Source organism: Blautia sp. 1001283B150304_161114_C9 (assembly GCF_015668165.1).
In the GTDB taxonomy this organism is placed as follows: Bacteria; Bacillota; Clostridia; order Lachnospirales; family Lachnospiraceae; genus Blautia_A; species Blautia_A wexlerae.
This window is the reverse complement of sequence record NZ_JADPGO010000024.1, coordinates 42,529-55,553: the sequence shown is the minus strand read 5'-3', so window position 1 is coordinate 55,553 and position 13,025 is coordinate 42,529. Positions and strand designations below refer to the sequence as shown.

The window sequence follows — 13,025 nt, the reverse complement described above, 5'->3', positions numbered from 1 at the left end:
ATTTTTGATAAAATTTCATTTGATGCGCCTGTTTTTTGCCTTTTTTGTCAGTGTTAATAAGAAGGACAAGTTTTCCTCCTTCATCAGTACATTGACAATCGAATAGACAGCACAACAGGTACATAACCCATGTACGAGCGAATATGAAACGCCGCGAAGATGGAGCAGTCAGGGAGGTGATGAAAAGACTTCTTCAGAGCGATCTGCGATTTCATAAAACGGATTGTGGCAGATTCGGCGCAATGACTGCATGGGGGTTTAAAAATACTTCTTCACGGCCCGCCAAAGACTTGGGGGGAACCCTGCGGCACACGATACGAACGATGCTGCGGAGTTATGACAGCCGCGCCAGCGGAGACCTGTTATTATATCGGTCAATAGGCTTGATTATGCCGATTTGTGTAAGGGGTTGAAAGGGATGAAAAGTCAGCAGACTTTAATCAACTAGATTATCACAGGCAGACTGCAATGGGATTGTGTATTTCTGGACGAGGATACACCTTATCTATCGGTGAGGCGGGCATGGTGTACAGAGCATCAAATACACGGTTACCCCAACGCTGGGCATGACCCAGAAAAATCAACCCAAAATCAGATATACGCTGGACTTTGATGTAACCCCGCATCAGCTGCGGCACACTTACATTACCAATCTTCTCTATGCTGGTGTTGATCCAAAGACCGTCCAATACGTTACTGTGAACGAAGTGAACAGTAACCAAAAGTTTGACTTGATTCGAAAAAGTATATTGAGTATATTGCAAACAAAAAATGCATATGATATAATGCCAGTAGGCAAAATGATAAGGTTAAATTCATTTATAACACAGCAAAAGCCCCAGAGTTGCGACCTCTGAGGCTTTTTTATTCCGTTTGGGCAGGGTGGCTTATTCCCCTAGGCTGGCTACCAGCTGTTATTTTCTATCCAACCATTTGCAAATGTAGTAGGCGATTACACTTGCCAAGATAGAAAGCATAAATGATAAGATCATATCCATTTACAACACACCCCCTTTCTGCACCTGTCTAGGGGTGGTAGCTCAACTATTATATCATAGAACAATGCGTACAGAAAGACTATACTTGAAATATATACTGGGATAGTGGTGTGTGAACAGTAACAAATATGTTACAATTAAGTCTGTAATTATTATTAGTCTTTGACATTCCCGCATCTTTTTGGTACTATAGAATCAGTAAAAAACTAGCAGACCTCCCATGGGAGAAATCCTATGGGAGGTTTTTGTAACGAGGTGAGGTGTATAATGAAAAAAGAAAACAATTCTGCACATAACCATAACAGAGGAAGCTTTTCCGGAAGGATTGGTTATGTGCTGGCAGTTGCAGGTTCTGCAGTAGGACTGGGAAATATCTGGAGATTTCCATATCTTGCAGCGAAATATGGAGGCGGGATTTTCCTGCTGATCTATATTCTTCTGACAGCGTCATTTGGTTATGTGCTGATCATGTCAGAAACAGCCCTTGGACGAATGACCAGAAAGAGTCCGGTAGGTGCATTTGAGCATTTTGGAAAAACGAAGTCATTCAAAATCGGCGGATGGTTAAATGCAGTAATTCCAATGCTGATCGTTCCTTATTATAGTACGATTGGCGGATGGGTAATTAAGTACCTTGTGGAATATTTCAAAGGAAATGTCCGGGCAGTAGCGGAAGACGGATATTTTGGAAACTTTATTTCCGATTCCTGGCAGGTGGAAATCTGGTTTCTGGTATTTGCGGCGCTTGTATTCATCATCATTCTCGGTGGTGTACAGAACGGTGTAGAGAGAATGTCAAAGATCATGATGCCGGTTCTGGTAGTTCTGGCAGTCGTGGTTACAATCTATTCTGTCACACGTCCGGGTGCTGTTGAAGGTGTGAAATATTTCCTGATCCCGAATGTGAAAAATTTCTCCTGGATGACAGTAGTAGCAGCGATGGGACAGATGTTTTATTCTTTGTCTATTGCAATGGGAATCCTGTATACATACGGTTCCTATGTCCGTAAAGATATGGATATTGAGAGATCTACCACACAGGTTGAGATTTTCGATACAGGTATCGCAATCCTTGCTGGATTGATGATCATCCCGGCGGTATTTGCATTCTCCGGTGGAAACCCTGAAACACTTCAGGCAGGACCATCTCTGATGTTTATCACATTGCCAAAAGTATTTGCAAGTATGGGATTTGGTACAGCAACAGGAATCGTATTCTTCATACTTGTATTACTTGCAGCCCTGACAAGTGCAGTTTCCCTGATGGAAACCAGTGTTTCCACATTTATGGACGAACTTCACTGGAGCCGTAAGAAATGCTGCGGTCTGATGGTTGTGATCATGATTGTACTTGGAACCGCATCTTCCATGGGATATGGACTTCTGGATTTCATTCGTATCTTTGGAATGAACTTCCTTGATTTCTTCGATTTTATGACAAACTCAGTAATGATGCCGTTGGCAGCACTTGCAACCTGTATTCTGATTCTTCGTGTTGTTGGTATTGATGGAATGGTAAAAGAAATTGAACAGTCTTCTCCATTCCGCAGAAAGAAACTGTACAGAGTATTTATCAAATACTTTGCAACGATTTGTCTGATTATTATTTTGCTGAGTTCTATTGCAAACGTTTTGGGAATTATCAGTATGTAAGAAAACTTATAACTTCTTCTAAGTGGATTGAGTAAATAATCTGAAATCTGCTTAGGAGAAGTTTTTCTTATATTTGAGGTATTATTTTTATGATGTAGAATATTGTCCAAAATGGGAAATACGGGAGAATAATGCATTGGAGTGTGGTCATAGATCATTGAAAAAATAAAATCAGGAAATTATGATAATGTAGGGGAATGCCAGTATGCGATACCATTACATTGGGATATGGGAAAGGTATATAAGAGATTTTTTACAGACATGCAATGGAAATTGATAAAATTTTCCGCTATAATAGAATAGTTAACCGGAATATGAGTGGAAATCGTATTCTGGTAATCTCAGAAAATAAGGAGGTCTTCACATGGCTTATTTAAGAGAAAACATCAAGAAACTTGGATTTGGCCTGATGCGTCTGCCGAAATTGGAAGGCGACGTGATCGATATTGAGCAGACCAAAAAGATGGTAGACCTGTTTATGGATGCAGGATTTACTTATTTTGATACAGCCTGGGCCTATGCAGGCAGCGAGGATGCCATCCGCCAGGCACTGGTAGAGCGTTATCCGAGAGAGAAATTCCAGCTTGCTACAAAGAACGCAGCATGGATCAACTGCAAGACAAGAGAAGAAGCAACTGCACAGTTTGACACTTCTCTGAAAAAGACAGGAGCAGGATATTTCGACTTTTATCTGTTACATAATCTCGGAGAAGCACGTACCAGATACTTCGACGATTTCGGTCTCTGGGACTGGGTTCAGGAGAAAAAAGCACAGAGTCTGATCAAACATGCAGGTTTCTCTTTCCATTCCACACCGGAAGAACTGGATGCAATCCTGAACGCACATCCGGAAATGGAATTTGTACAGCTTCAGATCAACTACGCTGACTGGGAAAATCCGGCAATCCAGGCCAGAGGATGTTATGAAGTGGCACGTAAACATGGCAAACCGATTGTAATTATGGAGCCTGTGAAAGGCGGTATGCTTGCAACTCCTCCGAAGAGTGTGGAAGAAATCCTGAAAGCAGCAGAACCGGAATCTTCCGCAGCATCCTGGGCGATCCGTTTTGCTGCAAATCTGGAAGGCGTGATTACTGTTCTGTCCGGTATGAGCAATGTCGAGCAGATGCAGGACAATCTTTCTTATATGAAGGATTTCAACGGACTGACAGAGAAAGAACAGGAAACTCTGAAAAAGGTACAGGAAGAATTAAAGAAAATTCCGCTGATCCCATGTACAACCTGTAATTACTGTGCGAAAGTCTGTCAGATGGAAATCGGAGTTTCCGGTTCCTTTACAGCAATGAATTATCTGACCTTATACGGAAGCAAAGATCAGGCACTTCATCAGGAAGAATGGCTGGTAGGCAAACATGGCAGGAAATCTGCCAATGAATGTGTGAAATGTGGTAAGTGCGAAGAAGTATGTCCGCAGCACATTAAGATCAGGGATGAGCTGGAGAAAATTGCAGCAGAACTTTTGGAGTAAATTGCTATAGATAAGAGTAGAAAAGAGGAGTGAAACATGAAATTCGATAAAGAGAAAATGCGCTTATACGCAATAACGGATCGTCACTGGCTTAATGGGCGGAGCCTTAAGGAAGTGGTAAAGGAGAGTCTGGATGGAGGCGTAACCTTTCTGCAGCTCAGAGATAAAAATTCAGATGATGAAACTTTCCTGCAGGAAGCAGCTGAACTTCAGGAATTATGCAGAGATTATAAGGTACCTCTGATCATAAATGACAATGTGGAAATTGCTTTGAAGATGAATGCAGATGGTGTTCATGTAGGGCAGAGTGATATGGAAGCAGGTGCTGTGCGTGAGAAACTTGGACCGGATAAAATCCTGGGAGTTTCGGCACGAACGGTAGAGCAGGCATTGCTTGCACAGGAGCGTGGTGCAGATTATCTGGGGGTGGGTGCAGTATTTGCAACCGGTTCAAAAGCAGATGCGGCAGAACTTCCCCATGAAACACTGAAGGCAATCTGTGAAGCGGTATCTATCCCTGTGGTGGCAATCGGGGGGATCACAGCAGAAAATATATCTCAGCTAAAGGGAACAGGGATTTGCGGTGTGGCAGTGATCAGTGCCATTTATGCTCAGAATAACATTAAAGAAGCAGCAGAAGAACTGAAAGAGGCAGTAGATAAGATTGTATGATAGCAGAAATGAGAGGAAGACAATTATGAGAACTGCACTGACGATCGCAGGAAGTGATTCCAGCGGAGGCGCCGGAATCCAGGCAGATATTAAGACAATGATTACAAATGGTGTATATGCAATGAGTGCCATTACCGCATTAACTGCACAGAATACAACCGGTGTACAGGCAATATTAAATGTAACACCGGAATTTCTGGGGCAGGAACTGGATTCTGTTTTTCAGGATATTTATCCGGATGCGGTAAAAATCGGAATGGTATCAGATAAAGATCTGATCCATGTAATAGCAGAGAAACTGAAACAATATAAAGCGGAAAACATTGTTGTGGATCCTGTTATGGTTGCAACAAGCGGTGCCAAGCTGATCAGTGATGATGCAGTGGAGATATTGAAGCAGGAACTGTTTCCACTGGCTGATGTGCTTACTCCGAATATTCCGGAGGCAGAGGTTCTGGTTGAAATGTCAGTGACCAATGCAGAGGAAATGATAGAGGCTGCCGGAAAGATTTCTGAGACATATCATTGTGCAGTACTTTGCAAAGGCGGACACAGCATTAATGATGCAAATGATCTGCTTTACTATGATGGAAAATATTGCTGGTTTGAAGGAAAGCGTATCGATAATCCAAACACACATGGAACAGGCTGTACGTTGAGCAGTGCCATTGCTTCCAATCTTGCAAAGGGATATGACCTGCAGACTGCTGTAAAACGTTCCAAACAGTATATTTCAGGAGCACTGGCGGCAATGCTTGACCTGGGAAAGGGAAGTGGCCCTATGGATCATGGATTTGCAATCCGAAATGAATATGTGAAAGAAAGTGAAAAGTGAGAATAGCTATGGAAGACAACAAAAAGAAAGGCCTCGGAATGGTTCTGGAAGGTGGAGGTATGCGGGGGCTGTATACAGCCGGAGTTCTGGATGAGCTGATGGAGCAGGGGATTTATGCAGATTCTACAGTTGGCGTTTCCGCCGGTGCAATTTTTGGATGTAATTATAAGTCCCGCCAGATTGGACGAACCCTTCGTTATAATACCAGATTCTGCAAAGATAAACGATATATGGGATTGAAAAGCTGGATCACTACCGGCGATCTTTACAGCAAAGATTTTGCATATGGGGAGGTGCCCTGGAAGCTGGATGTTTTTGACACAGAGACATTTGCCAGATCACCCATGAAGTTTACGGTTGTATGTACAGATATTGAAACAGGAAAACCCTGCTATCAGGAATGCAGAATGGGAGACAGGCTGGATGTGGAATGGATGCGCGCATCAGCTTCCCTGCCACTGGCTGCCAGACCGGTAAATCTGAATGGAAGAATGTATCTGGACGGTGGTATCTCAGATCCGATTCCTGTAAACTGGATGCTTTCACAGGGTTATGAGAAAAATGTGGTAGTATGTACCCGTCATCCGGGATACAGAAAAGAACATAATAAGCTGATGCCGCTGCTCAGACTGAAGTTCAGAGAGTATCCGGAGCTTGTAAAGCTTCTGGATGAACGTCATATTCAGTATAATCGTATGCTGGATAAAATCGCATATCTGGAAAAAGAGGGCAGGATCCATGTTATCCGCCCGGACAGAGACATCAGTGCAAAACCGGTTGAGCGTGATCCCGCCCATTTAAAGGAGATTTATGAGGTGGGACGGAGAGTAATGAAAGCTGATATGGAGAAACTGAAGGCGTATTTGGCAGAGTAAAAAACAGAGAAAAAACAATTACATAAAAACAAATTAAAAACAATTCTTTAACCGAATTAAGTGAGTTCCCTGCAGAGTAGTTATTCGGTGTAGAGATACGTAGCAATGTGGATTAAGAATCTGATAAGAAGAAAGATGGATTTGGAAAATTTTATAACCGAATCCATCTTTCTTTTTGTCTGTAAAAATGTTTTTAGTCTGCAAATCGAAGTGAGATGTTATCAATGAACAGGGGGAGGCAGACTCGTTTGATAAAATATAAAATATAAAGTATAACAGTATAAAACAGTTGACAACAGTTATGCACTGTTATATACTGTTTGTAGATGGAGGAGAAACATATGCATATAATAATCAATAATTCATCCATGGTACCTATTTATGAACAGATCATAGACCAGATTAAGTCTGCGATTATCAGAGGAGAGTTACAGCCGGACACTGTATTACCTTCAGTACGCAGTCTGTCAAAGGAACTGAAGATCAGTGCCCTGACTGTGAAGAAAGCCTACGACAATCTGGAAGAAGAGGGATTTACCGTCACTGTTCATGGAAAAGGAACCTACGTTGCAGCCACAAATAAAAACCTGATGAGGGAAGAACAGCTCAAAGAAGTAGAACATGATCTGGAGCAGGCAATCATGAAGGGCAGAAGATGTGGACTGAACGATGAGGAAATCAGAAATCTTTTTGAAATGATCATGGAGGACTAAGACATGTTGAAAATCAGTCATTTGCAGAAACATTACAGAGGTTTTTCGCTGGACTGTTCTATGGAAGTACAGCCTGGGATGATTACAGGACTTATTGGAAGAAATGGTTCCGGGAAATCCACCACATTTAAAGCTCTGCTCGGCCTGATTCATCCGGATGGCGGAGAGATAGAGGTCTTTGGGAAAAAGGCAGAAGAGCTTAAGCCGGAGGATAAGCAGAAACTGGGAGTTGTTTTTGCAGATTCAGGCTTCAGTATGTATCTGACAGCAGCGGGCGTGGCCAATATTATGAAAAGCATATATCCGGATTTTGACAGAGAGAAATTCCTGCAGCAGTGCAGAAGATTCAATCTGCCCACAGACAAGAAAATCAAAGAATTTTCCACTGGTATGAAAGCAAAGTTTAAAGTACTGGCAGCATTAAGCCATAAGGCAGAACTGCTGATTCTGGATGAGCCCACAGTTGGTCTGGATGTGATAGCCAGGGATGAAGTGCTGAACATGCTGAGAGAATATATGGAAGAAAATGAAAGCAGTTCTATTCTGATCAGTTCACATATTTCATCAGATCTGGAGAGTCTTTGTGACGATTTTTATATGATCCATGCCGGAAAAATTATCCTTCATGAGGATACAGATGTACTGCTGTCGGATTATGCAGTTCTTAAAGTTGCAGAAGAAGAGTACGAAAAACTGGATCAGCAATACCTTATTAAGATCCGGAAAGAAGCTTATGGATACAGGTGTCTGACAAACCAGAAACAATTTTATATGGAAAATTACCCAGATGTTGTAATTGAGAATGGAAAGATTGATGATCTGGTAGTGATGATGGAGGAACAGGTATGAAGGGATTATTTGTAAAGGATATAGAACTGATGAAACAGCAGAAACAGTTTTTTATCCTGGTTGTTGTAATGGAAGTCATCCTGAATCTGGCAGGAAGCGGGAGTGTCAGTTTTGCTACAGGATATTTTACGATTGTCACAGCAATTTTTGCCATTACGACTATAAGTTATGATGAGTTTGATAATGGTCTTGCGTTTCTTATGACCTTGCCGGTTACCAGAAAACAGTATGTGGCGGAAAAATATCTGCTGGGAGCAGGGCTTACGGCTGTAGCGTGGGGAATTGCAACGATAACGGGAGTAATCTGCAAAGGTGTGGCAGAACTTCAGGGGTGTCTGAGTGAGACTATCATTGGCAGCCTGATATACATTCCACTGGCACTTCTTATGCTGGCGGTATCGCTCCCGCTTGTAATACATTTTGGAGCGGAAAAAGGACGTTATATTGCAATGGTCATGTGGGCTATTATATTTGCCGTAGTTTATATTCTGATAAAAACAATGGGACTTTCAGCAGACGCAGTCGATGCATGGCTGAATGGACTGAACTGGGGAATGGTATTGGCCGGAGTTGTATTATTTACAGTAATTGTATATATGGGGTCTTTTTGGATGGGTGTCCGGCTTATGGAGAAGAAAGAATTCTGATGTGTCTCGAATATGGTTGTAATTATAAAAGCAGTGTGCTAAAATTGCATCAGCGTAATTGAATAAGCTGTTAAGTGAACATTATCATATGCAGATTTTGTGTATGGTAATGTGAGAGGGAATCAGGTGAAATGCCTGAACGGTTGCGGCCACTGTATACAGAAAAAAAAGCGGGATTGTAATATGTCATTGCATAAATATGTGAGAAGGCGGAATCCGGCTGCCAGAGAGTATCTGGAAATATTTCTGATACAACATTCATGAACTGCTGAAGCATGGATGTTGTATCAGTTTTTATTTTATGGAAACTTTCTGTGATCTGTGAGTCAGGAAACCTGCCTGACAGCGTAAAGAAGGAGCTTCCGTAAAAAGTATCCGTTATTTTTATCACTTCTATTTTACTTTTTCTGAAGTCCCATCTTTTCGGTTACACGAACAGGTAAATAACATATACGAAAAGAGAGGAAGTCAAATGAAAAACAGGTATTTATCCACAAGAATCATGGCAATTATGATGGCAGCAGCTATGGCAGTTTCCGCAGCTCCGGCAGCTTTTGCAGCAGAGAGAGCAGACTCTGAGACAATCAAAGAGGACAATCAGCCGGCAGCAGATGCAGACTCTGATACACAGGAAGATGCAGACGCACAGGATTCATCAGATGCAGAAGGTACAAAGACAGAATATCCTCTGACCATCACAACCTATGATTATGATGGAAATGAAATCGAAACAACCTATGAAAAGGCACCGGAGAAAGTTCTTGCTGTATATCAGGGAAGCATTGAAACCATGCTTGCACTTGGTCTGGAAGACCGCCTGGTAGCTACAGCAGGTCTTGACAATGAAGTTCCGGATGAACTTAAAGATGCATTTTCAAAAACAAATTATCTTGATGAATTTACCCCATCCCTTGAGACTGTAACGATGTTGGAGCCAGACATGATCTTATCCTGGAGCTCCCTGTTTTCTGATAAAAATCTCGGAAATGTAACAGACTGGATCGACAAAGGCTGCAACACTTATTACAACACAAACACACGCCCTGACGGAGACAGAACTCTGGAAAATGAATTTACAGATATCTTAAATCTTGGAAAGATTTTTGATGTACAGGACAAAGCACAGGCAATCGTAGATGATGCAAAGGCAGTGATCGATAAAACTCTTGCAGCAACAGCAGATGTAGAAGAGAAACCAAGCGTAATGGTTCTGGAACCTCTTGGAGAAGATATCACAAACTATGGTGCAAAGAGCCTTGGTGGAGATATGGTAACACAGTTAGGTGCGACTCTGGCAAACCCGGATGCATCTACAGTTGGAAAAGAAGATATTATTGCAGCAAATCCTGACGTAATTTTCGTAGTATATATGCCATATGCAGGAGATGATTCAGAAACAGTTAAGAATGACCAGCTTGCAGTTATTCAGGATGACGAAGCACTTCAGAGTCTTGACGCTGTAAAGAACGGTCGTGTTTATCCGATCATGCTCAGCGAGATGTATGCAAGTGCAACACGTACACAGGATGGAATCGAAACATTTGCAAAAGGATTATATCCAGACGTTAATCTTGACTGATTGAGGAAAATACAGTGAAAGAACAGGTTTCACAGACAAAAAAAGGCAATGTGTTTAGAGCATCCATGTATGTGGCAGTCCTCATCGGGCTTGCCGGATTTCTTATTTTTTCCATACTTGCGGCGATTACTTTTGGTAATGCTGATCTGTCGCTGAAGGATGTGTACAGTGTCATTGTTTATAAATTATTTCATATAAAAAGTCTGTCTGCCTATGCAGAAGGTGCAATTCACGATGTTGTATGGCTGATCCGACTGCCCAGAGTCCTGCTGGCTCTGGCAGTTGGAATGGCTCTTTCTGTATGCGGCGTAGTAATGCAGGCAATCGTGCAGAACCCGCTGGCAGATCCTTATGTACTGGGTATTTCATCCGGTGCATCTCTTGGCGCAACGCTGGCAATCATGCTTGGAATTGGAAGCTTTCTTGGCGGAAATTCTGTCGGAGTTACTGCTTTTATTGGCGCAATGATTACCTCCTTTGCAGTTATTGCTATTGCAAATATGGGAGGAAAGGCAACATCAGCTAAGCTGATCCTTGCCGGAATGGCGGTCAGTGCGGTGTGCTCTGCTTTTTCAAATTTTGTTATTTACATTACGAATGACAAAAATGCAGCTACGGAAGTTATGAAATGGAGCATGGGAAGTCTTGCAGGGGCAAGCTGGGCCAGAGTAGGTGTGATGCTTCCGGTTACTCTGATATGTGTGGTCATCTTCTGGACGCAGTATCGAAACCTGAATCTGATGCTTTTGGGAGATGAAGTTTCTATCACACTTGGAACAGATTTACACAGATTGAGAACATTTTACCTGATCGTTGCTTCTGTAATGATTGGATTTGCAGTATATTGTGCTGGCGTGATTGGATTTGTAGGACTTGTGATTCCTCATGTAGTCAGGATTCTGTTTGGAACTGACCACAGAAGATTACTTCCACTGAGCGCACTTCTTGGCGCGTCTTTTCTGATCTGGTGTGATGTGGCATGTCGTGTAATCCTGAAGAATTCTGAGATGCCGATCGGTGTGCTGGTATCCATTATCGGTGCTCCATGCTTTATTTATCTGCTTGTGCGGAAATCCTATGGATTTGGAGGTAGTAAGTAATGAAAATCACTACAGAAGATATTCAGGTTGGATTTCACGCCAGACAGATACTGAAGGGAATTTCCATAGAGTCAAAGGATAAGGAACTGGTAGGGATCATCGGACCAAACGGAAGCGGAAAATCTACATTATTAAAATGCATCTACCGTATCCTGAAGCCAGATGCAGGTGCCGTTTATCTGGACGGCGAAGAACTCCATTCCATGAGCGTAAAAAGCTCCGCCAGAAAAATGGCAGTTGTGGCACAGCACAATTACTACAACTTTGATTTTACCGTACGGGAAGTTGTGTTGATGGGACGTGCCCCTCATAAGAAAGCATTGGAACGGGATAATGCAAAAGATTACCGGATTGTTGAAGAAGCACTGAAAACGGTACAGATGGATGCATTTGCGGATCGTACATTCTCTACGCTGTCAGGTGGAGAGCAACAGAGGGTTATTCTGGCAAGAGCACTTGCACAGCAGACGCCTGCACTGATTCTCGATGAGCCGACTAACCATCTGGATATCACGCATCAGATCATGCTGATGGAACTGGTAAAGAAACTTAACGTAACTGTAATATCAGCTATCCATGACCTGAATATTGCGGCGGCATACTGCGATAAGATTTATGTATTGAAAGATGGTGTGCTGGAAGGATATGGAACTCCACAGGAAGTACTCACTCCGGAGCTGATCAAAAGGATTTACCAGGTAGATTCGGAAGTGGTAAATGACAGCCGCGGGAAGATGCATATTTTATTTTTATAATATGATATCAGGGTCAAAAGGTCAGAAAGTCGTTCGTGCTTGCACGATAAGACTTTGGAGCTTGGGACTCGTCAAACATGAGAAAGTAGCAATTTACGTAGTAAATCAGAGGATTTCGAATGTTTGAGTATTGACAGGCCAGAGTCAGGAAAATTTTTGACTCTGGCCTGCTATATATGGAGGAAAAAGATGAATAAAATAGGAATTTTGACGTGTATTCATTCTAATAATGTATGCGCCAGAGTTGGATGCCTGGCAGCATTTCAGAACAGAACCGATTTCTTTCAGGATTATCCGGAAGATACCTGTCTGGCAGCAATGATGACCTGTAACGGATGCAAAGGCGCCAACCCGATAGAACCCATAGAAGACAAAGGAATCCTGGAAAAGATAGACAGACTGGTCAGCGAAAAGATCAGTGCCATCCACGTAGGTGTCTGTCGTCTCCCGGATGGAACGCATGAATGTCCAAGGATGACACAGATCTGCAATATGATAGAAGAACGTGGAATCAAAGTAGTCAGAGGGACACATAAGGAATAAAAAAGTTCCCATACGTTACTGTTCACTCCGTTCACAGTAACGTAGCCAAAATTCATTCCAGATTGCCTGCGGCAATGGAATTTTGGCTTGTATGTCTCGGGATTTTGGCATATTCATGCCAAAACACCTCGCGGAATAGTGGTGTGTGAACAGTAACTCCCATATAATTTATAAAATAAAAAGAATATAAAATGCCTTGAAAATAAGAGTAAGTAATGCTAACATAAGTATAAAGCATATTTCTCTTATATTTCAAGGCATTTTTGCCGTCTGATTATTCTAATCTCAATTCAGAAATCCATGCTTTTAATTCCAGT

At 42.2% G+C, this 13,025-nt stretch carries 12 protein-coding genes, 1 pseudogene and 1 riboswitch; all 13 genes and pseudogenes read left to right on the top strand.

What is annotated here, in order from left to right:
* Positions 1-463 precede the first annotated feature (463 nt).
* Positions 464-743, top strand: a pseudogene (locus I4V44_RS12555) (hypothetical protein); the annotation flags it as partial.
* A 522-nt stretch (positions 744-1,265) separates the two neighbouring features.
* The gene (locus tag I4V44_RS12550; protein WP_196002806.1) at positions 1,266-2,651 is read left to right on the top strand and encodes a sodium-dependent transporter; all 1,386 of its coding nucleotides are present in this window, start codon (positions 1,266-1,268) and stop codon (positions 2,649-2,651) included.
* A 364-nt stretch (positions 2,652-3,015) separates the two neighbouring features.
* Entirely contained in the window at positions 3,016-4,140 is a 1,125-nt protein-coding gene (locus I4V44_RS12545) for an aldo/keto reductase (RefSeq protein WP_196002805.1), read from the top strand.
* 36 nt (positions 4,141-4,176) lie between these two features.
* Positions 4,177-4,812, top strand: coding sequence for a thiamine phosphate synthase (gene thiE, locus I4V44_RS12540; RefSeq protein WP_055060316.1), 636 nt, complete (start codon positions 4,177-4,179; stop codon positions 4,810-4,812).
* 25 nt (positions 4,813-4,837) lie between these two features.
* Positions 4,838-5,647: a bifunctional hydroxymethylpyrimidine kinase/phosphomethylpyrimidine kinase gene (gene thiD, locus I4V44_RS12535; RefSeq protein ID WP_008705936.1), complete on the top strand. Its 810-nt coding sequence runs from the start codon at positions 4,838-4,840 to the stop codon at positions 5,645-5,647.
* Between the two features lie 8 nt (positions 5,648-5,655).
* Entirely contained in the window at positions 5,656-6,522 is an 867-nt protein-coding gene (locus I4V44_RS12530) for a patatin-like phospholipase family protein (protein ID WP_174514926.1), read from the top strand.
* Between the two features lie 341 nt (positions 6,523-6,863).
* Positions 6,864-7,235, top strand: coding sequence for a GntR family transcriptional regulator (locus I4V44_RS12525; RefSeq protein WP_008705927.1), 372 nt, complete (start codon positions 6,864-6,866; stop codon positions 7,233-7,235).
* Positions 7,236-7,238: 3 nt separating this feature from the next.
* Positions 7,239-8,084 (top strand): ABC transporter ATP-binding protein, encoded by an 846-nt coding sequence (locus I4V44_RS12520; protein ID WP_118516967.1) that lies wholly within the window; start codon positions 7,239-7,241, stop codon positions 8,082-8,084.
* Positions 8,081-8,731 carry an ABC-2 transporter permease gene (locus tag I4V44_RS12515; protein WP_196002804.1) on the top strand — a complete coding sequence of 217 codons (651 nt, stop codon included), beginning with the start codon at positions 8,081-8,083 and terminating at the stop codon, positions 8,729-8,731. Before I4V44_RS12520 ends, I4V44_RS12515 begins: the two co-directional genes overlap by 4 nt.
* Before the next feature lie 87 nt (positions 8,732-8,818).
* Positions 8,819-9,088: riboswitch (cobalamin riboswitch) on the top strand.
* A gap of 115 nt (positions 9,089-9,203) precedes the next feature.
* Positions 9,204-10,310 (top strand): ABC transporter substrate-binding protein, encoded by a 1,107-nt coding sequence (locus I4V44_RS12510; RefSeq protein WP_196002803.1) that lies wholly within the window; start codon positions 9,204-9,206, stop codon positions 10,308-10,310.
* 14 nt (positions 10,311-10,324) lie between these two features.
* The gene (locus I4V44_RS12505; protein WP_243009553.1) at positions 10,325-11,410 is read left to right on the top strand and encodes a FecCD family ABC transporter permease; all 1,086 of its coding nucleotides are present in this window, start codon (positions 10,325-10,327) and stop codon (positions 11,408-11,410) included.
* Positions 11,410-12,165 (top strand): ABC transporter ATP-binding protein, encoded by a 756-nt coding sequence (locus I4V44_RS12500; protein ID WP_008705921.1) that lies wholly within the window; start codon positions 11,410-11,412, stop codon positions 12,163-12,165. The genes I4V44_RS12505 and I4V44_RS12500 overlap by 1 nt, the downstream gene beginning before the upstream one ends.
* 189 nt (positions 12,166-12,354) lie before the next feature.
* Positions 12,355-12,708, top strand: coding sequence for a CGGC domain-containing protein (locus tag I4V44_RS12495; protein ID WP_196002802.1), 354 nt, complete (start codon positions 12,355-12,357; stop codon positions 12,706-12,708).
* The last annotated feature ends 317 nt before the right edge of the window (positions 12,709-13,025 follow it).